We start from the raw sequence: 26,534 nt of genomic DNA on the forward strand, positions 1-26,534 counted from the left end.
GTGCTTGAAGTCCTTCGGACCGAACCTCAGCGATATCCTTCCCCAGTGGTTGGTCCGTCCGCCCAGCATCCTGGAACGGAACCAATCGAATCGGGTGTCCTCCCCTTGGGTGTAGGGCTCCCCCTCGATGTCCCAGCCGCCATAGGCGGCATCGAAGTCCCCGAAGGGACGGAATCGCGTGCTCTTGCCGCGCCTGGGGCTCTCGTAGGGCCATTTCAACTGGGTTTGGTGCTCCGGCATGGCCGGATCAAAAAAGGGACCGGCCTCGACTACGGCAACTTTTAACCCAGACTCCGAAAGCACTTTGGCGGCCATACCGCCACCTGCTCCCGAACCTACTATAATAGCATCGTAAACAGTGCTGTTCTCTATAATCTGCATGGATATATGTTTGGTTTTTATGGGTAAATGAATCAAGTTTAACGGACAACCATTGCGCTGTGTTGACATAAACATGTCATGCAACGGATTGCCTCAAACATCTTGAATGATAAAATTGAGGCCCATCATCCATAAAGGATTCCATGGGCCCCATACATCTTACATATGTTTAATAGCCATTATTATCGGTACCCAGACTAGGGTTACGTTGAAGCTCAGGTCCTGGCAAAGGCAACAACATGTGTTTTTCTTCAATTTGTTTGCCTCTTTCTGTGGTATGGCCCACTGCATTTACAAAGGATATACTGCCCGGTGCATCGGCTACCGGAAACTGACCTGTGCGAACAATATCGAACCAAGTTTTGAATTCGAACACCAATTCTTTGTGTCTTTCTTTCCACACCTCTTGTACAAAAGCTTCAGTTCCCAAACCGGTAAGGTCTGCTTCAACCGTGGCCAAATCGGATTCCCAATAAGCTCTGGAGCGTACTTGAGCCAAATAGTTGATGGCATCGGAGGTTACCCCACTGGATCTTGCAATGGCTTCGGCAGCGATCAGGAGCACATCGGCATAACCATAAACTGCAAAATCCTTTCCAGACATTGCCGTTTCAAATACCGCTGTGTCATCATGCCATATATAAGGTGCTGTTGAAAAAGCCTGACCTGTACCTTCAAAACTGGAATGGAAAAACTGCTTTTCCTGAATTCGAAGGTCATTGTCAGGGTCATAGAGGTCCAAAAATCCTTCTGAAGGCAAATATCCCCCATTGGTAATGTCATAAAGAACTTCTGAAGCTAGTGCCACGGGATAGGAATATCTTGGATAAACCGAAGTAGCTATCTCTGGATCATATTCTTTGATATAAATATGCTCCACTGCTGATGCATCCCCTTTTCTGATCTTGTTGTATGCTGAGTTTTCTGGATCGATTACTCCCGGAGATACTTCATCATGCTGTACCAAACCATAAGAACCGTAGGTTCCGTTGATGATTTCCTGGGATAATGCCGCTGCATCGGCGTAACGATCGGCATTTAAAGGATTTCCGCTCATGGTCAGGTAAACATCGGCCAATAAGGTTGCCACTGCCCCGGCAGTAACACGTTTGCCATTGTCGACCATACTTACCGTTGGCAGTCCACCTTCGAGGGCATCCTTTAAATCCTGCTCTATCAAAGCATATATATCGGCTATCGGGCTTCTTTCCAGATATAGGTTCTCCAAAGATTCATAGGGCTCCGTCGTCAATGGAACCGGGCCAAACCATCTTACCAAATAATAGTAGGAAAATGCCCTGAAAAATTTGGCCTCGGCCAACAACTGGGCCCTTTCGGAATCGCTCAGTTCGGGTGTTTCCGGTATGTATTTGATAGCGTTGTTTGCTCTGGAAATTCCTAAATAGAGCTCTCTCCATCTGTCCTGCAAATAACCTCCGATATTATCGCCGTTCAAAGTGAGTTCCTGTGTATTGCTCACGTGCAGCTCTTGACCTGCATACTCATTATAGAAATAGCCAGACATGTATCCGCCCAACATTAGGGGGGTTCCGCTATAAACTCCACCATCGGTCATATTTGGAGCACCTGTTCTATATAATGAATTTACTGCACTATATGCTTGATCTGGTTCTGAAAAGAACTGGTTGGAATCAAGTTCGGCAAGAGGTTGTTCTTCCAAAAAGTCCGAACAAGACCCCAATACAATTATTCCGATTAGAAAAACTATATACTTAATTTTCATGATATTTTTTTTATGGATTAAAATTTGAGGCTACATCCTATGGTAAAAGTCCTAGGCTTGGGGTATTGGAAGAAGAAAATGTTCTGTCCCCATTGATTTCCGCCCCAAGAAGTTGCTTCGGGATCGTACCCTTGAAAGTCTTTGGAATGGATTACGAATGCGTTTTCCAAACTGGCATAAACTCTCAAACGGTTCAAACCCATCAAATCCAAAAACTGCTGGTTAAAATTGTAGCCCAAGGAGAATAGGTTTCCTCTGATGTAGGAGCCATCCACGACCCATCTGCTGTCTACCTGGCTGTTCTGTCCTGCATAGGCTTGGTTCCTAATTTCCTGTACCATGGTGTTCTGGTTGCTTTCGGTCCAACCATCATAAAGAATGGTAGCAAGTCCGTTTGCAATGCCTGAACGGTCTTCGGTAGAGTGATAGAATTGTTGCATAATCTCTACCCCTGCCACAAATTGGATATCAGCGGTGAAGTCAAAATTCTTATAACGGAAGGTGTTTATGAAACTTCCTGTAATATCCGGCAGGCCTTTTCCAAGGATTTTCTTTTCTGCTGATCGTTTGGCCTCTCCTGGAACAGCACCAACCTCAGCTGCTTCTGCAGCTTCGTCCGTTCCCCATGTGCCCAAACGCTCGTATCCCCAGAAAGAGCTCAAAGATTCTCCAACTCGAAGAATGGTCTGGCTACCGGATACCCAGAATGGCCCGGGTTCGATGTCTTCATCGTTTTCGCCCAAACTTTCAATTCTGTTCTTGTTATAGTTCATGTTAAAGGAGGTCTCCCAACCGAAATCGGCTTTACGGATAATCTCTCCCGTAATCATGGCCTCGATACCCTTGTTGGAAACGGAACCGATATTGTCCCTTACCGAAGTAAATCCAGAAGTATAGGGCACTGGTCTATCCAATAAAAGATCTTTTGTCAACTTATCGTAGTAATCGAACTCCAAACGCAACCTATAATCAAAGGCGGCAAGATCCAATCCAATATCAAACTGACTGGTTTTTTCCCATTCCAATCCTGGGTTTGCCAAACGGTTTACGGAGCTTGAACTAACCCTTGTGCCATTTAACAGTACCGTTCCCGAAGAAACTGTTGCCAATGAGCTGTAGGGGGCGATTTCCGTGTTACCTGTTATACCGTAGCTACCACGTAGCTTAAGTCGGTTGATTGCGGTTACGTCTTCCATAAAGGCTTCTTCACTGATGTTCCAACCAGCACCTATGGATGGGAAGAATCCGTATTTATTGTCCTCACCAAATCTTGAGGAGCCATCTGCCCTTCCTGTCAAAGTCAGCAAATATTTACTCTTATAGGAATAGCTGGCACGAACAAAATAGGAATTAAGTGCCCATTCGTTGGTGGTAGATTCCGGTGCACTTGGATTACTTGCTGACCCGATATTGTTGTAGCGGAAAAAATCGTCACTAAACCCTCTCGCAAAAATGTTGGAAGATTCGTAAGTGCGTTCTTGCCAACTCAAACCTAACATGGCATTGATGCTGTGGTCACCAAAATCCTGATTGTAGGTAAGATAGTTTTCTTGCTGCCAGTAGGTACTTTTTTCATTAAAAATACGGGCAAAACCATTGGGTGCCGAAATATTTACCAAATCTCGTGGCGAGTACTCTTTTTTGTTCCTGATATTTTTATCGAAACCGAATTGCGTTCTAAATTCCAGACCTGGCAAAATATTGAAATTGGCATAGAAATTCCCGAAAAGTTGGTTTCTTTCCCAGAACCTTTCCTGTGTTTCCAATACGTGAACCGGATTGGACATGGACTCCAAGTTATAGGCATCGCTGATCATTTGGCTATTGCTCCACGTTCCATCGGGAAATTTTACCGGGAAAATCGGGGGCATTTCAATCATGGTCCTTCTTGGTGTCTGGCCACCACCGCCCTCTTCAAATTCGGTGTCCTTAACATCGTTCACCATAAGGTTAACACCCAATTTTAGCCAATCTTTTGGAGTAACGTCATAAGCGATTTTTCCGCTGATCCTATCCAATTCATTGTTCAGCATTATTCCTTCTATATGAGAATAATTCAAAAATACCCCTATGGATGATTTTTCACTCCCTTGCTGAATGGACAATTGGTGATTGTTGGAATAGGCAGTACGCGTGGCTTCATCTTGCCAGTCGGTATCATAAAGCGGGTTTCCTTGTGCATCGAACAAATTTGGGTCATTGGTCGTAAATACGGGGGCTGGGTCGCCAGGACGGTACTTTGGAGTATTCTCCATACCTGTACGAACTACTTCCAACCACTCTTCCGCGTTCAGCAAATCCATCTTCTTGCGGATGCTTCCTACGCTCAAGAAACCATCATAACCAATTGAGATTTTTTCATCTTTTGAGCCTCTTTTGGTGGTGATCAAAACCACGCCATTGGCACCCCTTGCCCCATATATTGCAGCGGATGATGCATCTTTCAATACCTCCATGCGTTCAATATCGTTGGGGTTTATGAATTGGATGTCGTCCATTACCACACCATCCACAACATATAAGGGGTCTGTTGATGAATTGATGGTACCCACACCACGGATCACTATTCTAGGGGATCCTGTTGGAGAACCGGAGTTTAAAAACACGTTTACACCGGCTACTTTGCCCCTCATCCCTTGGAGGGGATTGCTTACTGGAGCTTTTAAGAGGGTCTCGCTATCCACGGCTCCAACGGCTCCGGTGAGGTCGGATTTTTTCTGGGTACCATAACCTACAACGACAACCTCTTCCAAGGCGGCCACATTCTCTTTTAGAACAACATCTATGGTCTGTTGGTCGCCCACTTCGATTTCTTGGGTTACAAAACCTATGTAGCTGAACATAAGAACATCCCCTGTATCTGCCATGATGCTGTAATTACCATCAAAATCGGTAGTAGTACCCTTGGAGGTCCCCTTTACCAAAATAGATACTCCCGGAATAGGGGTGCCCGCATTGTCCGTGATCTTTCCATTAACGGTAAACTGTACCGTGGTCCTGATAAGTTCATTGATCCTATCGGGACTCAAGGCTGTCGGCATTTTATCGACATGCTTGTTTAAAAGACGCTCTATTTTGTTTTTAATTTCGGGGTTGTCTTTTGGAAAAAGAATGATTTGATCTCTCACAAAGCTAAAGGCGATATCGGATTCCGAGAACAGCTCGTTCAATACGGCATCCAATGTCTTATTCTCTACTTTGAGCGATTTTTTGGAATACACATCTACAATACTGTTGTTGTAGAAAAAGCTGTAATCGCTCTTGCGTTCAATTTCGTTCAATATCCTCTTTAATCTCACATTATTTGCCTCTAACGAAATACTTTGGGCATTTGCCTCAGAAGCAAATAACTTGGCCAGGGTAAGTGCCACTAAGATTAAATAGATTTTCATTATCCTAATAATTGGGACCTTTGGTAAAAAAAGTTCCTTTTTTTCCATAATTTTGATGAGTTTACGATGTTTAATTACATTTCTATGTGGTTAAATAATTATTGAGCAGGGGGGTGCGGGAACACCCTCCTCTCTTTTTTGGGTCATTTCTTCATATAAAGTGTTATTTGGTTATTTTTCATTTGATACAGTATCGGTGAGGAAACTTCAAAAAGATCCAATATTTGTTCTATACCAAGGTTATCGAACTCCCCTGTATATTTATAGTCCATTATGCCCGGTGACTCAACGGATATGTCAACTTTGTACTTTCTTTTTAGATCGCTTATTACCTGACGTATCGGTGTCTCATCGTAAATAAGTTTGCCCTGGCGCCATGCGGTAAAGTTTTCGGTCTGTACATTATCCACAATAAGTTTGTCGGCATCTTTAACATAGGTGGCTCTTTGGGAAGGGTTCAACACCACTGTTTTTTGGTCCCGTTCTTCTACGACCTTTACCTTACCTGAGACCAAGGTTGTTTCCACATTAAGGTCTTCCGGGTACGATTTTACATTGAAAACTGTTCCCAAGACCTGAATTTTCATCCCATTTCCTGTAGCGACCATAAAAGGTTTTTTGGGATTGTGGGACACATCAAAAAATGCCTCGCCCTTTAAACTAACCTCTCTTAATTCACCAGAAAACTCCTTGGGATAAGACAATGTGGTGTTGGCATTAAGGGTTACTTTGGTGCCATCGGACAACACGATTGTTTTATTCTCGCCAATTGAAGTTTCCAATGTAATTTGAGGGCTGTCTTGTATTTCGGTTTGGTCCGCAGGCAAGATTAATGTATATGCAAGAGAAAAAATTAAGACTGCACAAGCTGCGTACCCCACATATTTATACCATTTTGCATATATCTTTTTTGGACTACCGGAATTGCCATGCCCACTTTGTTTTAGTGATTTGGCCACATGCTTTGCCTTTAAAATATGATAGCGTTGTTGTTGTTTTGGGTTTTTGAGCAACCACTTGACAACTTCTTGCTTTCTTTCATTGGTCAGACGACCTTCGACCAATGCAATAATATCCTTTTTGTTCATTGTATTCAGGAACGGTATTTATTAGCAAGACGTAAAAAAGGGAAACATCCCCTAGTCTGGATGTAAAAATTAAAAAAATAGGGTGGGCAAATACTCGCTCAAAGCTGCTCTAAGCTGTCTTAAAGCTCTGGTAATGTGGTTTTCTACTGTTTTTGGGGAAATCTCCATTTCTTTGGAAATTTCTTGGTGGCAGAGTCCTTCCAAGCGACTTTTCTTGAAGACTTTTTTGCACTTTTCTGGTAGTTCATCTATGGCTTCATCAACCAGGGCCTGTAACTCTTTTGCCAAAATGGAAGAGGCCATATCATCTGCCAAAGCGCTATGGTTCAACCAAAACTCCTGCTGTTCGGCAGACATGTCTTTGGTAAGCTTATTCTTTCTTGTTCGTAAATAGTCTAAGCATGCATTTCGGGTCATACTATAGATATAGCCCGTAAAATTTGAGGTAATCTGCAGAGTTTCCCATTTCTCCCATAGTTTGATAAAAACATCATGAACGATTTCCTCGGCATCTTCTTGGGAAGAAATATAACTCTTTACGATTACAACAAGCTTAGGCCTATAGAACTCGTACATCATACTGAAATCGTCCTCTATGCCATTATCTGAAAGAGCGTTGATTTTGAGGTTATGCAAATGTTCTGGCTTCATTTGTTGGGAAATGCAAATATTTGACCCTGCAATTTACAAATTTCGGATTAACGGCAAATTTTCATTCACCCCTATTTTCATAAACCATAAAATACAATCCATTGGTTTAGTTGATAAAATTGAGAAACTGGTCAGGGAACTTTGAATAATAAAGAAGTTTTATTCAATGGGGTACCCTGGTTACACCTAAACAAGAAAAAGTATTGAGTCAAACCAAAACAAACTTGGGGCAGTAGTACAAAAAACAGCTATGGGTTGCCACCCAAACTCTAAAAAAGAACCAGGACAAATCATTAAAATTCTTTGGCCTTAATTAATTTTAAGACTAAAATGTAAGGTGGTACTTACTCGTTTTTTTGGTTATAGACCAATAGGTATTTCCACAGTGGCAGTTGTTCCTTTACCTTCTTCTGAGGTAATATCGAGCTTGCCCCCGATACTGCTCACCATATCCGTAACAAGCCTAATGCCTAAACCATATCCCTTTTCACCACTCGTCCCCTTATCTTCCCCTAGATCCGAGTTTGTCAGTTTTTGGAGTTTTTCTTTTGAAATACCCTTTCCATTATCCCCCACCTCTATCTGTAGCGATAGGTTTTCTTCTTGCTGTATTATGTCAAGTTTTACCTTTATTTCCCCTTTTGGGGCTGTAAATTTTATGGAATTGGCGATAAGGTTCCCAACAATAGGGAGCAGTTTTCTTCTTGAAAATTTATAATGATTTTTTGTTTCATTATAAGTAAATTCAAGGTTTATCTGCTTGTTACGGGCGGCTAGCACATAAAGATCGTGAAGGTGTTTTTTTAATTCCGAGAGGTTAAAATAATTTTCTTTCTGCTGCGCTTTTTGTTTGTCCAATATATCGTCGGTAAAATCCATGAGTTTGGAAGCCGAGCTCTTTATCATTTCCATGTACATCCCAAATTCCCCATCATCGAGCGTTTCATTTTCGGCACTTACGGTAAGTCCAAGAATACCCCCCCCCCCCCACAGGCCCTCTAACGTCGTGTGCCATTTGGTTGCGTTGTACAATGGCCTTGTTAAGTTGTTCTTGCAGTACATCCAACTTCATTTTGTCCTCGAGCCTCTTTACAACCTCGTCGGCAACAAGCCTTAACAATTTTTTCTTTTCGGAGGAGATGTTCTTTTCTTTAAAATCTATTACACAAAGTGCTCCGATACTTTCGCCTGTTTGTGTTTTAAGTGGAATCCCCAGATAGTATTTGAATCCTTCACTTCCTTTAACAAAAGGATTGTCTCTGAACCGAGCGTCTTCATCAAGACGTGGGACTTCCATTAATTCCTCGGTGTGAATCGTATATTGACAAACAGAGTCCTCGCGATCAATTTGCATGAATTCCGAAGAATTTGATGTTACTGTCCATTGGGAGTAATTATCAATTAAGTTGATCAAGGACAACTCTGTATCGGCAATATTGGCAGCCAACTGGATCAAGCCTTCAAATTCGGTCTGAAGATTCCTATAATCGAGGTCAAATTCGTTCAGTTTTTTAATCCGTTCATATTCTGCATTCTTACGCTCAAACTCATCCATCAGCTAATTTTTTATTTGCCTGGCAAAAATAAATTAAAAGATGTTGAACTCCAATCAAATAAGTACTAAGCTTAAATTAAATTTAAGGGTTGCTTAGTAATTATATTCACAATCCAAGATAGATGTGATTGCCTCAATAAATCGGTTCCCAACCAATAACAGACCATTTTGTTTATGAGCAGAAACGGTATTGTGATTTTACCCAAAGCAGAAAAAAACCGGCACAGACAAATTTACCTGCTGCTTTAAGTTTCTGTTATCCATTATTTAAACACAGGATCAATAGCGTTAGATTCTTGCTATTTATGCCAAAAAAATATATATTGGATTCCTTTAAACCAAAGAACACCTTTTTGGCCTGCCAACAAATATGTGCTTAACCAACTGCCTAACCAAACATGGACATTCCTGATTTTAGGTATCTAGAAACCATTATATTCACTTCTGTTTTTAGTGTTTTTGGTATCTATCACCTGCTTTCTTTTTTCGTGTTAAAGTATAAGGTTTTGCTCTATTACTTTATACTCATCTTTGGGTTGACCCTACACTGGAGCCTTTACTTTTTTTTAGGTGGATCTTTTGGCAGCACGGCTTCAATAATAGCAGATAAGGCTTCCCTTACCACGGCCATGATCTCAACTTTGGGATTATTGCTTTTTACAAAAAATTACCTAAGTATAGAAAAGGACGCTTTTCCCAATTTGTACAGAACCTATAAGGTATTTGTTGGAATCGTTGGCAGCCTCCCTATTTTGCATATCACAAATAATTTAACTACCAGGATCGAGTGGTTGAATGATTTTTTTGTGCTGTTCGCCGCCATTATGTCCATGGCTTCTATGTTTCTGAACATATTTTCAGGGTTTCGGTTGTTCCATGCCCATAAATTGAACCGGTACTATCTGTATTCTTACACTCCCATTCTACTGGCCGCAATATTGTACATAGGTACTTGGTTTTTGAAAAGACATTTTGATTTTTACACCTATCCGATCATTCTTACAACTTCAATCTTAGTAACTATCCAGTTAATCCTTTTTTCGCTGATCATTGGGTTTAAGTATAAAGCTATTGAGTCTGAACATTTAAAATTACAGCTTAATGCAAACCAAATGCTAATAAATGAAGTCGACAAGCAAACAAAAAACCTCCAACTCGCCAAAAAAACACTTGAAGATCAAAACGAGGAACTTGAAAAAGTCAATCAACTCAAGAATAAACTGTTCTCGCTACTTACCCATGATGTAAGGGCACCTCTGAACAATTTCATTGCTATCATTGAATTGATCCAATCCAATTTAACGGATAAGGAACTACAACCCATTTTAGAAAAATTGAAGAATGAAATTTCCGATAAAGTTTCCATGGTCAATGGCTTACTTCAATGGTCCCATAAACAACTGGATGGTATGGAATTGGATAAAAGTTTATGTGACTTAAAATCTATTTTCAGCTCCATAAAACACGAGTTTGCACGAATGGCCCAAGACAAGGATATTGACATTGAGCTACAGGTTTTGCATCCAACACTTTTAATGGATGCAAACATGCTTAAAGTGGTTCTCCGCAATTTGGTTTCCAACGCCATTAAATTTACCCAGAATGGCCAAAAAGTGATTTTATGGTCACAAAGTAATGCCACATGCGTTGAAATTGGTGTGCGAGATTTTGGTGTAGGAATGCAAAGTGACTGGTTCGAGAGACTTGGGCATGATGACCGACCGGAAATAAGAACAGGAACAAAGGGAGAAAAGGGCACTGGCTTTGGCTTGGTCATTGCAAAGGATTTTGTTGAAATGAACGGTGGTAAACTGATCTGTGAAAGTGAAATAGGCAAAGGCACCAACTTTATATTGCGCTTTAAGGATACTGCCATTGGCCATGTGCAGGACAGAGAGGTACCCGGTCCCGATACCAGAAAAGGGGAATAGTATTTTTAAGAATGGTAGCCTTTTCTTATAAGATATGTACCTCGGCTCTAGTATATTTATTTAGATATCCAACAAATCACATAATCAAAATTCACCCTTAATGCCTATGAACACCTTATGACGCAATTATTGAAAGTGATGATACCCAACCCACAAAAAAGTATTCACTTCTGGGGTGTCCTTTACATCACCAGAAATCTTGTTGTTACAAAACAATCTCGTTCACCACATCAAAGTTCAGTGGCTTTTGTAGGTAATCTTTAATCAATCCATAGGTTCTTGCAGTTTCCATATCGCTCGGATCGGTTGAAGAGGAAACTATAAATACTGATATTGATTTGCTGTTGACCCAATCGCTTTGCTCTATGGCATCCATAAACTCCCATCCGTTCATCTCCGGCATGTTAATATCCAGCAAAATGGTGTAATGATCCTTTTCGTTAAAATTATCCTGTAAAAAGTCCAAGGCCTCCCTACCATTGGAAAACTCAATTACCTTGAGGTCTGGAGAAACCTTTTTAATCAATTTTGATGATACCCAGTTAAAAGTTGGATCATCATCTACCAGTATTATTGTTTTTTCCATGTTCGAAATTACTCAAATTCATCATAGTTTTGGTTTCAGCAACAATATTTTGGATAATTTTATCCAGTTCATCGCCAGACATTTTTATTTTCTCTAGCAGATCGGGAAAATCATGGGGTTCCACACAGTCTTGTTCCAGTACGTGTATTACCGATAATATACGTGCCAAAGGTGCCCTGACTACGTGCGATTGTGTCCATGCGATTTCTTTAAGCTTTTTGTTCTGGGTTTCAACAGTGCTCACATATTCCTGCTTTTCGGTGATGTCGCTTGCCAGTATCAATCGTACCGTTCTGCCCTCATATTCAATATTATTGCTATAGATCTCCACACAAATGGTCTCACCTGATTTTAAAGTATGGTAAAACACACCGGCATAGCTGTCCCGGTCTTCTCTTTTGCGCTCTTCCAAACTTTTTTCCAAAAACTCCATGTGGTTTTTTGGCCTAATGTCCTTAATTGTCATGTTCTTGAACTCCTCCAATGTATAGCCATATTTATCAATGGCCGCCTTGTTGACATTCAAAAAATGGAGGGTTGATGGATCAAAGATCCACATGGGTTGGGGACTAAAATCAAACAGGTCCTGATATATCTTTTTGTTTTTGTTCAATTTGGCGATGTAACTTTTTCGCTCAAGGGCATAGATAATGGACTTGTATATGATCTCCGGGCTGATCTCATCCTTGATCAAAAAATCCGACACCCCTTTGGACAATATCTTTCTGGCCAGTTCAATATCCGAGTAGCCTGTTAGAATAATGATAGGAATATTGCCACTGACCTCTTGGATTTTTTCCACCAATTGTTCCCCTTTCAGGTCGGGCAAAATAAGATCCAGCAAAATGATGTCGATGTTCTCAAAAGATTTGAGCTCCGATATGGCCGATTCAAAGGTCTCCTGATGGATAACCTTGATGGCACTGAATTTTTCGAGCAAATAATCGTCGATCAACATAAAATCACCGGGATTGTCCTCGATTACCAGTACGGAAAGTTGTTGGTCATCCTTCATTATTGGTCATTTTTATTTAATATTAATCGGCCAATTTGGAGAGTTGTAACCAAAATTCCTCAATTTTTAAAACAGCCTTCATAAAATCATCCATATCTATAGGTTTGGTCACATAACTGTTCGTGTGATTTTCGTATGCCATATTGATGTCCCTTTGGTTCGAAGAGGTGGTGAGCATAATCACGGGAATCTTCTTCAAGGAAGGGTCTTGCTTTATTCTCTTGAGCACATCATGCCCGTTGAAAATGGGCAGGTTGATGTCCAAAAGGATAAGATCGGGGCGCAGGGCATCTACAAACTTGTTTCTTCTAAAAAGAAAGTCCAGGGCATCGTTACCGTTTTTTACGATACTGATATTGGTTCTGATCTTGCTCTCCTCAAAAGCATCAAGGGTCAGAACAATATCCCCTTCATTATCCTCGACCAATAATATGTGTACGGTTTTCATGACTTCTTCTTGTTTATAGTGAAATAAAAGGCACTTCCTTTTCCTGGTCTGGACTCCAACCAGATCTTGCCGCCCCAAGATTCCACATTTTTCTTGGATATGGCCAACCCCATTCCCGTACCACCATAGGTATCCCTGTCATGAAGTCGTTGAAAGATAATAAAAACTTTGTCATAAAAGCTAGAATCAATACCAATACCGTTATCCTTGATCTTCACTTGCCAGTGATCTTTCTTGTTGGACACGGTGATTTTGATCTGCGGGGGCACCCCTTCCCTTGAATATTTGATGGCATTGTCCATCAAACAATGCAAGGTCTGGGTCAATGGTGCCTTATAACAGGTGACCTTGGGAAGTTTTCCCTTGACAATCTTTACCGACTTTTCTTTTATCAACCTGCTCCGTAGTACTTCGTACTCTTCAATCAGCTCATTAAGATCAATGGTCTCGGGGTTCTCCTCCAATCTTCCTGCACGGGAGTATTCGAGAAGATCCAGAATGATTTGTTTCATTCTCTTGGCCCCATCGGTAGCAAAGTGGATGTACTGGTCTGCCTTTTCATCCAATTGGCCACTATACTTTCGTTGCAACTGGTTCAAAAAACTGGTGATCATCCGCAGCGGCTCCTGGAGGTCGTGTGAGGCTATAAAGGCAAACTGCTCCAACTGGTCGTTGGTGATCTCCAGGTCCTTGATGTTTTTTTTGAGCGCTTCGTTCAGTTCTTCCAATTCCCTTTCGTGTTGGATGCGCTCGCTGATGTCCGTGATGGCGCCCACCATGCGGATGGCCTGCCCGGAATCGTTCCTGATGATGGCCCCTTTATCGACCACGGTTTTGACCTGTCCGTTTTCGTGCACAATCCTGTATTCCCTCTTCCAAAATTCCTTGGAAGGGTCTTGCAGGCTCTCCTTGAGGCTGGACTTGATCTCCGGTAGGTCGTCCGCATAAAAACTGTCTTCCCATACCTCACTTTCCTCCAAGCTCCTTTTGACCTTGTGCCCAAACAGTTTTTCAAAACCATAGCTTCGGTAGAAGACCTTGTTTTCAATGTCCCAGTCCCAAATTGCATCGGTGGTCGCCTCTGCCACCTTTTCAAAACGTTCGTTGGCCCGTAAGATCTCGATATCGGTTTCCTTGCGCAAGGTAATGTCCTTAAAATATACCGAAAGCCCTTCATTACTTGGATAGGCAGATACCTCGAACCATATATTCAGCGCGGGATAGAATTCTTCAAAAGTGACCATTTTTCCAGTAGCCATGGCCTTGTGGTACTGCGCATAGAACTCTAACTCAACGGCATCGGCATATTCGTCCCAAAGCTTTTTGCCCACAATGTCCTTTCTTTTCCTCCCCAGCACATGTTCAGCCTGTTTGTTCCAATAGGTGACCGTCCAATCTTTATCAACAGCAAAAAAAGCATCCCCAATACTTTCCAATATCTGATGCTTTTCATTATAGGAGCGTTCCAATTCTTGGTTGGTCATGGAAGTTTCTATTGCCGTGGAAAGGTTGGTTGCTATTGTTCTTAAAAAGGAAATATCGTCTTGACTCCAATTTCTTTCGTTTTTACAGTCATCAAAACCAATAAAGCCCCAAAACTTCTTATTGACCCATAACGGGAATACTAAAATGGATTTGATGTCCTGTTCAAGAAGAAGCCTTTTGGTATCTGTGTCCGGCATCTCACTGACTATGGCCATGAAAGCCTTGTCTTGGGACAGAGGTTGCATAAAATCCTGTACCATACTGAAGGAAAGATTCTGGAGCATGGGGTTATTTATTTGGGAAGGCGCCCCTTCATTACTCCATTCCAAGCGCTGGCTGGTTTCCAGTTCTCCAGTTTTTTCATTGAGGGAGTTTTGGAAATAGTATATCCGGTCCGCTTTAATACACTTGCCTACTTTCCCGAACGCTTTTTCAACTACTTTGAACCAGTCGTCATAATTAAGAAGCTCCGTGTTCATCTCGGCAATGATGTCCAGTTGTTCTGTCTTGTGCAAAATTTTCTCGTTTGCCTTCTTTTTTTGCGTGATGTCCCTAAAAAACACACTAATGCCCTCTTCCGATGGATAGGCATTGACCTCCAGCCAAAGGCCGTAATAGTCCTCAAAGGAGATAGGTTCACGGGTCTTGAGCACCTTGTTGTAGTTGGTGTAGGAAGGCAGGTCCACCGCATCGGGAAACATCTCCCAAAGGTTTTTACCAATCAGGTCTTCCCTTTTCACCCCTAGTAAGCGTTCCGCAGTTTTGTTCCAATAGGTTACGGTAAAGTCCTCCTTCATGGCGAAAAAGGCATCCCCGATGCTCTCCAGGATCATATTTTTCTCCCGAAAGGCCGTCTCTAGTGCCTCTGCGGCCCTTTTTCTTTCATTTATATTTTTAAAATAGACAGAAACACCGCCATTGGATGGGTAGGTATTGATCTCGTACCAAGCCCCATTGCCAGGATAGCGGTATTCAAAGCTTTCTGCCCTGCCCTTCTTGGCGACCCTTCTGTACACGTTTTCCAGTTCGGTGCCCAAGGCAGGGGAAAAAAGTTCCCAAATGTTTTTGCCCAATACCTCATCGCTTTTCTTACCTAGTAAATTTTCAGCCTCCTTGTTAAAGTAGGTGAAGTTCCAGTCCTTGTCCACGGCATGAAACGCATCCGATATACTACCCAGTATTTCCTGAAGCTGCAATTGGGTAGTTTTCATTGTGTGGATGTCCTGTATACTTCCATATATTTTGGTACACACCCCATTTAAACGTTCACTTTTTCCAATGATCCGCACCCATTTTTCTTTTCCCGAACTGGTTTTTAACAGTACCTCTTGGTCGTATTCCGTGCCCTTTTCGATAAGTTCTTCGATTCCTTTTTCCACTCTGACCCTGCTTTCGGGGGTATAGAATTCCAGACCACCGCTCAAGGAGGCGTCATAGTCCTCGTCCACCTCTATTATTTTTCGGACCATGGGCGACCAGTACATGGTATCGCCTCCAGGCTCTGAAAGCAGGTCCATTTCCCAGCTTCCTATTTTAGAAAGTTCCGAGGTTTCTTCCAAAAGATGGGTCAACTTGACCTCATCGGTGATGTCGAAGATCATGGAATTGAAAAGAACGGTGCCATCTGCCAATTTGTAGGGCGTCCCGTAGCCTTCGTGCCAACGTAGCTGTCCGTTGGGAAGTATGCTTGTCCAACGACTGTACCATTGGGAAAGCGTTTCAATGGAGTTTTGGATTTCCCCTTGGAGTTTTGCATACGCGCCACCTTTCTTTATCTGGTCCCATATAGGTTCGGTATCCTTCTCACAATCTTCTGGGCTCATCCCCCATATTTCCATGGATTTTTGGCTGACCGAAGCCAGTTTATTGGTTCCATCGGGATAGACGATATATTGGAAAGCAACCCCCGGCAGGTCATTGGTGATGCTTTGGAGTCGGTGTTCTGTTTCCTTAAGGTCCGTAATATCCTGAAAACTTCCGTAAAGGCGGATACATTTCCCATTGGCCATTTCGGCCTGTCCCATCGCCCTGACCCACTTCTCATTGCCCTTGGCGGATATCAATGCTGCCTCAAACTCTATGGGCGACCCATTTTCCATTGCCAAGCTTATAGCATCCTTGACCCTTTCCCTGTGGTCTTCCCTATAAAAATCAATGGCTCCTTCCAGCTCCGGTTCATAGCTCAGTGGGTCGGTTTCATAAATTTGGTGCACCCCTTCCGACCATGTTAACTTTTCATGGATCATATCAATTTCCCAGCCGCCTATTTTGGCCAATCGGAATGCATCGGAGACCAATTCCTGTAATTTTTTGGGTTCCGTGATATCTTTGGCCGTAGCGTAGACCACCCCTTCGTCCAACACTACCTTGCAGTGCCAACTGAGCCAGACGGGTTTGCCCGCTTTGGTGATGTAGCGGTTCTCGATCTCGAAGATTTCCTGTCCGTCCGTTATCTTTTGGAGCAGTCCATCGGAAATTCCCCTATCCTCGACATGTATAAACCTGTAGGCGGCAGAACCAACAATCTCAGATTCGGAGTAGCCCAGTATGTCGCACCCGGCCTTGTTTATTTTAAGGAAATTCCCATTGAAATCAAATAGGCAAATAAGGTCCGGCAGCGTCTCGAACAAGTACGTCAGGTCCTCCTCCAATCGTTTGCGGTTGATCTCCGACCCCAAGTAATCCTCCAATTTGGACAGTACGGGAAAATGCACCTTGAACTGTTTTTCATTTTCAGGGGTGCCAACGGCCAATACGCCAACGATGGTGCCCCGGTGTTTTAAAGGAATGCCCAATACCGACTTTATGCCCGATTGTTGTGCAGCCCTTTTTCTTATAAAGAGTCGGTTCTGGTCAATGTTGCCCCAGAGCACCGATTGCTCGGTTTCCCATACCGTTCCGGGAAGCCCCTCGCCAAATTCCATCTCGCTGGTGTCCTTCGAGTGTTTGTAAAATGTTTCCCCAGCTTCATCTTTCCCGTACATGGCCGCGAACCGAAGGCTATTTTTGTGTGTGCTGGGCAACCAGACTTCGCAAAAAGTGAACCCACCGTGAAAGGTGACCCGTTTGCATACCTGTTCAAGGGAACTGCCCAGATCTTCATTGTCCTTGAAGGTGGTGCTGATCTTGGCGAGAAAATCCCTTTCGCGCTGGGCATTTATTTTTGATGAAACATCCCTTTGGATGGCAATATAATGTGAGATCCTACCTTTGGCATCCTTAACGGGCGAAGCTGCGATATTGATCCAGAACGGCGACCCATTTTTTCGATAATTGGTAATGATGACCTCGCAGGGTTCCCCTTTGGTCAAGGTTTTGTAGAACCGTTCCAATTCATTTCTGTCGGTCTTTGGACCTCTTAACATATCAGGGGTTCTGCCAATGATTTCTTCGGGGGTGTACCCTGTCATTTGGGTAAAAGCCCTGTTCACATAAACTATTTTTGGGTCTTCTTCTTCCAAAGGCCCCGAATCGGTGATCATAACGGCATCGTTGGTGTGGGTTACCACGCTCTCCAACAGTTTAAGCCGTTGTTCCTCCTCTATTTGCGCTGTAATATCCTGGGCGGTTCCTTCAAAAGATAGTGGCTTGCCCTTACTGTCCTTAATTAACCTGCCCTTTTCGTGAACCCACTTAATTTTTCCATCGCTGCGAATTATCCTGTGGACAAAATCGAGTTCTTGCATACCTTCCAAAGCACTCCCCTGCTCTTGGTCAAAAAGCAACCTGTCATCTGGATGAATACTGTTATAAAAAGAATCGAAATTGACATTGAATTTATCCCTTTCCTCACCCCAAATATGATAAACTTCGTCCGACCATATTAATGTTCCTGTATCTATATCAAGTTTCCAATACCCTAGTTTAGCAATCTGCGAAGCCCTTACTCGCAAGTAATCGGAAAGGGATTGCTCCGAATTCATCGCCTCTACATGTTCAATATTTGTGGTAGTCACCATTATACAATCCCTGTCCTGAAAAAACACTTTTTGAAAGGAAAATTTACATTTTATGGGATTTCCCATCTTCCCAAAAACAATTGTCTTTTGAGACGAAGCTGTTTTCTTAGTGTCCAAATCATGGAACAATGTCGATAAATCCGGGTCAGCAACATCAGATAAAAGATCTTGAAATGAGAGCGATAGAAATTCTTTTCGGGAATATCCATAGAGGTTCAAAGCCGCCTCGTTCACTTCCAAAATTTTCTTCCTATCAACTTCATGGACCCAAATGGGGTTTGGGTTATCATGGAACAATGGGCTATAGTCTTTCATTTATTTTTGGTAGGTTAAGGTTTTTTTTGATATGGAAATATAAACAATAATTTATTGTGAATACTTAAATCTAAAGCATGAAAATATAGTAACAAAGTAATTTTCGGGCAATTTATTTTAAATCATCGCTTTAGAGTGATACCAATATCAATATGAAGATTTTTTATATATCAAAATCAATTTTTATGCATTGTTAAACGCCATCAACTGATGACATGTTCGGCTGGTCAAGGCCCTGTAAAATTAAAATTTTCCGTCTCTTTTTCTTACACTTTTTATAGAAAACGATGGGGGCAATAGGTTTATTTTCCTAAACCATCAACTAATTCAACTGAGGTGCACAATTGGTCAGAAACGTGGAAAAAGCTCCTAAAGCACCATTTTCGGTAAACTAAAAGGTGGGCAGATTTGTTAAACCTAAAACATCTGTTCACCAAATTGAAAAACATGGTCTGCAACATACAGAAACCTTTTGTAATTGGTATTTTTGGGAACCAAACAAAAAACCTAACTAATTTCTTACATGTTGCCCAAAAAGAATACTGAGAAAAATCTGTTTATCATTTTATTTCTCAACTCAATCTATCCCTTAAGCCACAGTTTAAAAAATTATCTGATTCAGCATCTAAAAAGTTGTTCCTTCGAAAAAAACGAACTTATTAGCAAAGCCGGTGAGGTTTGCAACCGTCTTTATTTTATTAAAAAAGGAATGGTAAGAGGGTATTTTATAAGTGATTCTTCAGAAATAACAACATGGATAGATACTGAAGATGAAGTTTTCACTTCTATTACCGGCTTTTTTAGAAATCAAAAGAGTGAAGAATACATTGAAAGTTTGGAAAAAACGCATTGCGATTATTTGGAATATGAGGACTACAAATACTGCTTGAACCATTTTCCCGAAATGCGGCACATAAACCGTATATTACTCGAAGAATATTACATTTTGGCCGAACACAGGGTTTATCTGGCAAGAATTCCGAATGCCCGAAAGCGGTTGGCCTTTTTTATGCAATATATGAAACCCCAGATTATGGAGCGAATTCCTCGAAAGCATTTGGCATCCTATCTCGCCATAAGGCCGGAGACGTTGTCCAGACTCATGAAGGAAATAAACTGAACCACTCCTTTAAAAACTCGTTTACCATATTGGCATAGTATTTATTGAAAAACCATTGACCCTCCAAGAGTTGTTGTTTACTGGCTTAAACTTTCTTGTTTACAGACAAGCGCTACTCCGGAATCAAGGGAAGTGCCAACTCCTATGATACCAACACCAATGGCCTATAAATAGCTATTCCTTTCTATTTGATAAAATGGTCTTATTGAATTTCAATTATCTATAAATTTTATCTTATTCGATAATTTTTTATTGTTTTTCAATAAATTTTTGTTTTACTTGCCTCAGTATTCAAAAATTAAGAGAAATGAAAAACATCAAATCACAAATTACAGATCGAGGTTCCACCCTCTTACTAAAATTTGTTGTTATATTTTTGGCCATTGCAGCAATCTGTTTGTTTGTTTTTTTATTGTATATATCCATTACCTCCGATAGCGTAGGAATATTTAGGCCAATTTTACTGGGAATATGTGCTACTGAAATTCCTTTCCTGTATGCCCTCTACCAGGCCCACAGACTATTGCTTTTTATTGATAGGAACGAGGCATTTTCTAATGCATCGATCAAGGCCTTAAATAAAATTAAGTTGAGTGCCTTTACAATAAGTTTGATGTTTACTGGAGGAATGCCCTATATATATTACGTGGGGGAGGTAGACGATGCACCGGGCGTTATATTAATGGGGTTATTATTGGCTGCTGTTCCGTTTATAGCCGCAGTATTTGCCGCAGTTTTGCTCAAACTGTTTCGAAACGGTTTGAATATCAAATCTGAAAATGATCTAACCATTTAACCTATGGCTATTATAGTAAATTTGGATGTAGTAATGGCCAAGAGGAAGATGTCCTTAAATGAACTTTCCGAGAAAGTAGGCTTGACACTGGCAAATCTTTCAATACTCAAAACGGGCAAGGCCAAAGCAATTAGGTTCAGTACGCTGGAATCGATTTGCAGTGTTTTGGAATGCCAACCGGGCGACATCTTGGAGTATGTTGATGACCAAGAAAACAAAATCGCCGGATAACTGCTATCTGCCTAAAATGCAGGTTTGTTTTCGATATTGCACCCATAATGGGAACAGGGGACAATGCCAAAAAAACATTGCCCCCTGTAGAAAAGATGTGCTACAACAAAGATGCCTTATCGCTGTTTTACCAACAAGTAGGATTAATTTTTGTAATCCTTGTCCAAAAACTCGTAGCGCGCATCATCTACGGCCTTGGTCAACTTGCTCTCCGTATCTATGATCATTACGGCGGGTTCATTTTCTTTTGGCTCTACTGCTTCCCAATTGGGCAAGTCTTCACCATTGGGATTTCCACTCTTAATAAAATTGGCAAAAAACTGCTGCATGGTTTTGGAAGCCTTGTAATCTTCGGCGGTCCAAGCATAATCATCCACAAGATGCAAATTACCCATAGCGTATTCGATTTCAGCTGCATGTGGCGCGCCGATGGGCTTGGGCATTTGTGGGGCATTGGAATTTTTTTCCACGGTACCGCCCGCCAATCCAGATACTAGGTTTTCATCCTTTAATGGGGGTCTTATTTTACTGTATAGATAGCGATATACGGGTTCATCACTGTTCTTGCGGTGCAAATCGAACCACTTCCATGTGCTATAGGCTATAAAACGATCGGAAGCTAGGTTCGTTGCTGCCCATTGAAGTTCTTCTTCCGTACCATGTGGATACAGATCCAAAACAGTTTGATGATTCTCTGGATAAGCCTCCTTCACTTTGGCTACAAACACCTCTTTTGTAATGGGGCCCTGGGTAAAGGCCATACCAGGTATCTCGGCAGAATTCCATCCAACCAATAGTGGAACCTGTGCCTGTTCCCGTGAGGCAAAGGTTTCGGGCAAGGACTTGGTAAGTAAATACCCGTCAATAACCATAGGAAAGCCAAACTTCTTGGATTCATTATAAATCTCGTACAGGTCGCGTGTGCTCAATTTTCTCAATTGGGAAATATTCTCGATACCAGCATTTTCCAAAAATTGAACGCCCTGCTTTTCCGCCTCTGCCAAAGGAATTGGTGCCATAGTCGGTGGAATGGCAGCTCCACTTTCCCCAATAGCTCCTGCGATCAGGTCTTTGGACAATGGTGATGCCATCTGTACACTAACCCCGATGGATCCGGCAGATTCCCCAGCTATGGTCACCTGATTTGGGTCTCCGCCAAAGGCAGCTATGTTTTCTTGTACCCATTGAAGGGCCATATTTTGATCTAACTGTCCATAATTTCCCGATGCCTTGTAAGGAGCCTCGGCGGACAGTTCTGGATGAGCCAGATTCCCAAAAATATTCAGGCGATAATTGGTGGTTACGACCACAATGCCCTTTTTCGCCATACTTTCACCGTCATAACGATATTCCGATGCATCCCCAGCGACGTTTCCGCCCCCATAAAAGTATACCAGAACAGGAAGGTTTTTATCGTTACGCTTGGCTGGTGTCCAAACGTTAAGGTAAAGACAATCTTCACTTACGCCATTGGAGCGGGATTTCATATCGCCGAATACCATAGCTTGCACAGGTCTTGGACCAAAACGCTTAGTCTCTACCACACCCTCCCAAGGGTCCAAGGGCTGAGGGGCCTTCCACCGCAATTCACCGATCGGCGGTTTTGCAAAGGGTATCCCAAAATATTTTTGGATACCCGTATGAGTATCGTAAAGCCCTTCAATAATACCATTCTTAAGTTTGGCTTGAACAGGAAAGGCGTTTTTCTGTTGTGAGGTCAGTTCCGACATTACAAAGAGAACCAACGCCACGGAAAGTAGTCGCTTTTTCATTATATCTAGTTTTTCTATTGTTACATATTGTTACAATAGTACTTTGTTTTTACGAGAAAATATACTTTATTTAGAAAAAAATTACATTTTGGTCCCAAAAAAACAGAACCTTAACAAAGAAGACTACATTCCAAACCTGGCATTTGATTCAGTTATTTTTGGTTTTAACGGCAAAAAATTGAAAATACTTGTGCTGGAATACAGAAATACTGGACTTTATGCGCTTCCCGGCGGTTTTGTTGGACGTAATGAGAGTTTAGAAGAAGCTGTTAAAAAAGGGGTGAGCGAGAGGACGGGGCTCAAGAACATCTATTTGGAGCAATTTCGGACCTTTGGTGATGTTAAACGGTTTGACCCAGAGCCCATGAAACGGATTTTGGAAATGAACGGGCTGGACATAACATCGCATAGTTGGTTATTGGACCGGTTTATCACCGTTGCCTATTATGCCCTGATCAACTTTGAAAAAGTAATGCCCAAACCAGACCCATTATCCGACGGGATCGATTGGTATTCGTTAGATGAGCTGCCACCCCTGATGATGGACCACCAACAAATTATTGAAAAAGCACTTGAAACCCTCCGAGAAAATCTGGACAAAAAACTACTGGGCATGAATTTGCTTCCCAAAAAATTTACCATGAAAGAACTGCAACAGGTATACGAGGCCATTACCGGCACCTCCTTTAATCGTAGTGGTTTCCAACGAAAAATGTTGAGCGCAAATACCTTGTTGCGCCATGAAAAAAGGTTTTCTGGAAACTCCCATAAGGCACCCTATCTGTACAGTTTTAAACCCAATCCGTTCGACAATCGGCCAAAAACATACATAAGTGATGGGAGTGAATTAAGGTAAGCCCTACATAACAAAATGGGTTTAAAAAACGAAAAGAGTACACAGTTGCATTACTGACAACAAATTTATTTCTATCTATTTACTTGAATTACGGCCCCATCGGTGATTCTTAAAAGGAACTGGACCCACTTTTTGAATAGACCGCTCCATGGAGAGGACAAAAAATACATCCGACTTTTATTTTAAGTGGACATGTTGCCTTCCCTTTTGCACCACACAAGTTTTCTGTTAAATTCTTACATTTAAGCTTTTATGCGCCTAAAGGATTTGTTGAGCCATAAGAAAACTATACCGAACAAAAAATTACAAAACTTGGGCATAACCAACCCAATTGGCGGTATATGCCCAACAAAGTTCAGCATATAATCTAGTTGGCGTGCATTGTAACCAAAGACACAACCATGAAACGAACATTCATATTTTTGATTTTTATCATAAGTGTTCATTCAATTTATTGTCAGGACTTTTTGATTAAGGGGAAAATTGTTGACGATAAGCTGTCGGATTTGCTTGCTGTAAATGTAAAAAATCTTGCATCTAATCAGCATGTTCTGACAGATGAGAATGGATTATTTGAAATAGAGACTAAACTTGGTGATACCTTAGAGTTTTCTTTTGTCGGATTAACGACTGATAAAATTACTATTTCTGATACCGCGAATATTAAACTCATAATGATAGATAAGTCCGTGAATTGTCTTGGAGCAATATGGTCAAAACGTGATTACAAGAAAGCTGAGAAACGGATTCAAAAGAGATTGAAAGCTCTTTATAAACAAGCAGATAAAAACCAAATTTGGCAAGATTTAAGATGAAAATAGCTGGTTTATTAATAGTTGTATTTGTGTTTGCTAATAATCTGTATGGACAGGCATTAGATGAAAAACAGCAAATTGACTTTTTCAATCAGACTTTTAAAGATTATTTTAGTACTAAGGATTCAAGCCAAATTGATTACTTTATTTTGACTGATTCAATTCCTAATGGAATCAAAACAGATTATGATAAATTTAAGATTCACGTTATAGATTATGGACAGGCTTACCCATTGATAAGAAAGAAAATTATTTCTTCTTTGTATTGGGCTCGTTGTAAAAAGATTAGTAACGACACGATTGATATTGTAATTGGTGGTTGGTCTGTGAATTTTGAAAGAGTTCTAAGAATCCACAAGATTGACGGAAAAAGAAAGTTAGTTACTAAAAATTACAATTTTGCAGCTTGGTGTGGCGGGACTTTAGGATATATACCACAAGGAAGATTTATATATTTAACCGAGCTTGACAAATGGGATTATATTCCAGAGAAAACAATTATAGAAAATAAATTGAAAAAATATAACCTTAAATAAACAACGACACGCCAACATCATATATAAAATATTGGGGTTTAGGTGTTTATGCGAACCGTTCTGCCCCGCACCAGCTTTTGTAACGACAGACAGTGATGACGCGCGCAATCCCCAACATTTCATATATGTGACCGTTGCCCACAAGCTTGAAAAAAATATCGCGCTAAAAAAATGACTAAAAATCTTTATCTGAATTTATTGTTAGCAGTCATTATTCTACTGATTGGATTTTATTACAGTTCTATTACAATTGACTTTTGGACGGCTCGTATAATAGGGTTTGTTTCGGTATTAATTTCTGGTTTCATATTAATAGGATTTAATTACAAAAATCTACCAATAAAGAAAAACGTAGCAATTAAACCAGTCCAAATCTTAGCAATTCTGATTGGATTTAGTGGAATGTTTTTAGTGATTTATTTCTTCCAAAATCTGATTTTCAGCTTTGCAGGTTGGGAATTAGAAAAAGAATACCGACCAGCTGATAACGAATTAGCAAGGTTTTTAGTTTTTGTTGTAATATGGGTTTTTGTAGAAGAAATTTACTATCGTAGAATTTTAGCGCAGAAAATTTTTAACCAAAAAGGTTTTTCAAAAGCATTTTGGATTTCAGCATTAGTATTCAGCATCGCACATTGGTTTTCTGAAACAGGTTTGTTATATGCTTTTATTGGGGGTTTGTTATTGGCTTACTTGTATTTAAACACACATAGTATTTGGTTGAGCATTTTTGCTCACTTATATTACAATTTAATGACATTTTACGCCACGCCAGTAATCTCAGAACGTATTTCGGATTTTAATACAAAACTGAAAATGGCAAGTTTAGTTGCAATCGGATTGATACTTATATTTATTATGGTATTTTTAATAAATTATTCGACCAAAAACCAATCTGAACGCATAAAGCCTGTGGGCAACAATGTATAAAAAAATAGGGCAAGTAAGTTCTAAACCCAATGTTTCAGGCTTATTTGCGAGGCCGCCAAATCTTTTGATTTGGCTTTTAGAGAAATAATATAAAGCAAAATACAAAAGATTTGGCTTATTGATAATCCGAAAGGTAATTGCTTATTTACAGCCCTACTTCTTTTATACAAACCGTTATGTGCAATTTGGCCACGTTACCAAGATTTGGTATGTTTGAATAAAATTATAACCAAAATGGGAAAAAACACATCAATATCGCTTGGAACTCATTTTGAGGATTTTATCAAAGAAGAAGTGAATTCTGGTAGGTATGGTTCAGCTAGCGAAGTAATTCGTTCAGCTTTACGTTTGTTAGAACGTGAAGAAAAAAAGGAAAGAGAACTGATTAAAGCTCTCGAAGTTGGAGAAAATAGCGGATTTGTTGAAAATTTTGACCCGAAACAAAACCTGTCTGAATTACATCGCCAACACTTATGAGTAAAAACAAATATCGAATAAGCAAACAAGCTATTGATGATTTAAATGATATTTGGGTTTATACTTTTCACAAATGGTCTAAAGAACAAGCTGACAGATATTACGACTTAATAATCGGAGAAATTGAATTTATTGCGGATAACTATCTGATTGGAAAATCCGCAGAACAAACTCGAAAAGACTATCGAGTAACTAAAATCAAATCACATCTGATTTTTTACAGAAAAGTCGAAAATGAAATTGTCGAAATTGTTAGGATTTTACATCAGAGAATGGATAGTAAAAAACGACTGACATAAAAAACTGTACGCAATAACTAGCGTTCGTGTGGTCGGTACGACCCAGCATGAACGCCGTGTTGACTGAACCGGTTCTCTGTCGGTCAGTCTTCTATGGGTATTGGTCTGTTTTAGGATGGGTTATTTAAGGTCTGCACTTGAACCGTATAGTG

22 protein-coding genes are annotated in these 26,534 nt (G+C 40.9%); 10 read left to right on the plus strand and 12 right to left on the minus strand.

The features are described from left to right. The 7 genes from AC13CS_RS00385 to AC13CS_RS00415 form a co-directional block, all read right to left on the minus strand. On the minus strand, window positions 1–381 hold a 381-nt coding region (locus AC13CS_RS00385), incomplete at its 3' end, for an FAD-binding protein (RefSeq protein ID WP_482888264.1). A 169-nt stretch (window positions 382–550) separates the two neighbouring features. Further along, window positions 551–2,125: a RagB/SusD family nutrient uptake outer membrane protein gene (locus tag AC13CS_RS00390; RefSeq protein WP_293168010.1), complete on the minus strand. Its 1,575-nt coding sequence runs from the start codon at window positions 2,123–2,125 to the stop codon at window positions 551–553. A gap of 17 nt (window positions 2,126–2,142) precedes the next feature. Continuing rightward, the gene (locus AC13CS_RS00395) at window positions 2,143–5,517 is read right to left on the minus strand and encodes a TonB-dependent receptor (protein ID WP_293168013.1); all 3,375 of its coding nucleotides are present in this window, start codon (window positions 5,515–5,517) and stop codon (window positions 2,143–2,145) included. A 143-nt stretch (window positions 5,518–5,660) separates the two neighbouring features. Then, window positions 5,661–6,605: a FecR domain-containing protein gene (locus AC13CS_RS00400; protein ID WP_293168015.1), complete on the minus strand. Its 945-nt coding sequence runs from the start codon at window positions 6,603–6,605 to the stop codon at window positions 5,661–5,663. Window positions 6,606–6,674: 69 nt separating this feature from the next. Continuing rightward, window positions 6,675–7,256: an RNA polymerase sigma-70 factor gene (locus tag AC13CS_RS00405; protein WP_293168017.1), complete on the minus strand. Its 582-nt coding sequence runs from the start codon at window positions 7,254–7,256 to the stop codon at window positions 6,675–6,677. 360 nt (window positions 7,257–7,616) lie between these two features. Beyond that, window positions 7,617–8,318: a sensor histidine kinase gene (locus AC13CS_RS00410; RefSeq protein WP_482888261.1), complete on the minus strand. Its 702-nt coding sequence runs from the start codon at window positions 8,316–8,318 to the stop codon at window positions 7,617–7,619. Then, entirely contained in the window at window positions 8,200–8,811 is a 612-nt protein-coding gene (locus AC13CS_RS00415; protein WP_482888262.1) for a GAF domain-containing protein, read from the minus strand. Before AC13CS_RS00415 ends, AC13CS_RS00410 begins: the two co-directional genes overlap by 119 nt. A 398-nt stretch (window positions 8,812–9,209) precedes the next feature. Between AC13CS_RS00415 and AC13CS_RS00420 the strand changes: the two genes are divergently transcribed. Beyond that, window positions 9,210–10,742, plus strand: a complete 1,533-nt coding sequence (locus AC13CS_RS00420; protein ID WP_293168021.1) for a sensor histidine kinase — start codon at window positions 9,210–9,212, stop codon at window positions 10,740–10,742. A 205-nt stretch (window positions 10,743–10,947) separates the two neighbouring features. Here the strand turns inward: AC13CS_RS00420 and AC13CS_RS00425 are convergent, their stop codons facing one another. Genes AC13CS_RS00425 through AC13CS_RS00440 form a run of 4 tightly spaced genes read right to left on the minus strand, consistent with a single transcriptional unit; the run spans window position 10,948 to window position 18,550 of the window. Further along, window positions 10,948–11,328, minus strand: coding sequence for a response regulator (locus AC13CS_RS00425; RefSeq protein WP_293168023.1), 381 nt, complete (start codon window positions 11,326–11,328; stop codon window positions 10,948–10,950). Then, complete coding sequence (locus AC13CS_RS00430; RefSeq protein WP_293168025.1) at window positions 11,300–12,343, minus strand: response regulator; 1,044 nt, start codon at window positions 12,341–12,343, stop codon at window positions 11,300–11,302. The genes AC13CS_RS00425 and AC13CS_RS00430 overlap by 29 nt, the downstream gene beginning before the upstream one ends. Before the next feature lie 22 nt (window positions 12,344–12,365). Continuing rightward, entirely contained in the window at window positions 12,366–12,791 is a 426-nt protein-coding gene (locus AC13CS_RS00435; RefSeq protein WP_293168027.1) for a response regulator, read from the minus strand. After that, window positions 12,788–18,550 (minus strand): PAS domain S-box protein, encoded by a 5,763-nt coding sequence (locus tag AC13CS_RS00440; RefSeq protein WP_293168029.1) that lies wholly within the window; start codon window positions 18,548–18,550, stop codon window positions 12,788–12,790. The genes AC13CS_RS00435 and AC13CS_RS00440 overlap by 4 nt, the downstream gene beginning before the upstream one ends. Window positions 18,551–19,073: 523 nt before the next feature. Here AC13CS_RS00440 and AC13CS_RS00445 point away from each other — a divergent pair. The 3 genes from AC13CS_RS00445 (at window position 19,074) to AC13CS_RS00455 (ending at window position 20,697) form a co-directional block, all read left to right on the plus strand. Beyond that, the gene (locus AC13CS_RS00445; RefSeq protein WP_293168031.1) at window positions 19,074–19,670 is read left to right on the plus strand and encodes a Crp/Fnr family transcriptional regulator; all 597 of its coding nucleotides are present in this window, start codon (window positions 19,074–19,076) and stop codon (window positions 19,668–19,670) included. 307 nt (window positions 19,671–19,977) lie between these two features. Further along, window positions 19,978–20,466, plus strand: coding sequence for a DUF2975 domain-containing protein (locus AC13CS_RS00450; RefSeq protein ID WP_293168033.1), 489 nt, complete (start codon window positions 19,978–19,980; stop codon window positions 20,464–20,466). A gap of 3 nt (window positions 20,467–20,469) precedes the next feature. Then, window positions 20,470–20,697 carry a helix-turn-helix domain-containing protein gene (locus AC13CS_RS00455; RefSeq protein ID WP_293168035.1) on the plus strand — a complete coding sequence of 76 codons (228 nt, stop codon included), beginning with the start codon at window positions 20,470–20,472 and terminating at the stop codon, window positions 20,695–20,697. 143 nt (window positions 20,698–20,840) lie between these two features. Here the strand turns inward: AC13CS_RS00455 and AC13CS_RS00460 are convergent, their stop codons facing one another. Next, the gene (locus AC13CS_RS00460; RefSeq protein WP_293168037.1) at window positions 20,841–22,469 is read right to left on the minus strand and encodes a carboxylesterase family protein; all 1,629 of its coding nucleotides are present in this window, start codon (window positions 22,467–22,469) and stop codon (window positions 20,841–20,843) included. A gap of 88 nt (window positions 22,470–22,557) precedes the next feature. On the opposite strand from AC13CS_RS00460, the gene AC13CS_RS00465 reads away from it, so the two are divergent. The 6 genes from AC13CS_RS00465 to AC13CS_RS00490 all read left to right on the plus strand — a co-directional run bounded on the left by AC13CS_RS00465 (window position 22,558) and on the right by AC13CS_RS00490 (window position 26,382). Further along, window positions 22,558–23,325: an NrtR DNA-binding winged helix domain-containing protein gene (locus tag AC13CS_RS00465; RefSeq protein ID WP_293168039.1), complete on the plus strand. Its 768-nt coding sequence runs from the start codon at window positions 22,558–22,560 to the stop codon at window positions 23,323–23,325. Window positions 23,326–23,726: 401 nt separating this feature from the next. Beyond that, on the plus strand, window positions 23,727–24,140 hold the full coding sequence (locus tag AC13CS_RS00470; protein ID WP_293168041.1) for a carboxypeptidase-like regulatory domain-containing protein: 414 nt from the start codon (window positions 23,727–23,729) through the stop codon (window positions 24,138–24,140). Beyond that, the gene (locus AC13CS_RS00475) at window positions 24,122–24,676 is read left to right on the plus strand and encodes a hypothetical protein (protein ID WP_482888263.1); all 555 of its coding nucleotides are present in this window, start codon (window positions 24,122–24,124) and stop codon (window positions 24,674–24,676) included. Before AC13CS_RS00470 ends, AC13CS_RS00475 begins: the two co-directional genes overlap by 19 nt. Window positions 24,677–24,847: 171 nt before the next feature. Continuing rightward, window positions 24,848–25,606: a type II CAAX endopeptidase family protein gene (locus AC13CS_RS00480; RefSeq protein WP_293168045.1), complete on the plus strand. Its 759-nt coding sequence runs from the start codon at window positions 24,848–24,850 to the stop codon at window positions 25,604–25,606. A gap of 234 nt (window positions 25,607–25,840) precedes the next feature. Continuing rightward, window positions 25,841–26,083, plus strand: coding sequence for a type II toxin-antitoxin system ParD family antitoxin (locus AC13CS_RS00485; protein WP_293168047.1), 243 nt, complete (start codon window positions 25,841–25,843; stop codon window positions 26,081–26,083). After that, window positions 26,080–26,382 (plus strand): type II toxin-antitoxin system RelE/ParE family toxin, encoded by a 303-nt coding sequence (locus AC13CS_RS00490; protein WP_293168049.1) that lies wholly within the window; start codon window positions 26,080–26,082, stop codon window positions 26,380–26,382. The genes AC13CS_RS00485 and AC13CS_RS00490 overlap by 4 nt, the downstream gene beginning before the upstream one ends. Window positions 26,383–26,534 lie beyond the last annotated feature (152 nt).

It is taken from the genome of Flagellimonas sp. B-3 (assembly GCF_056857835.1).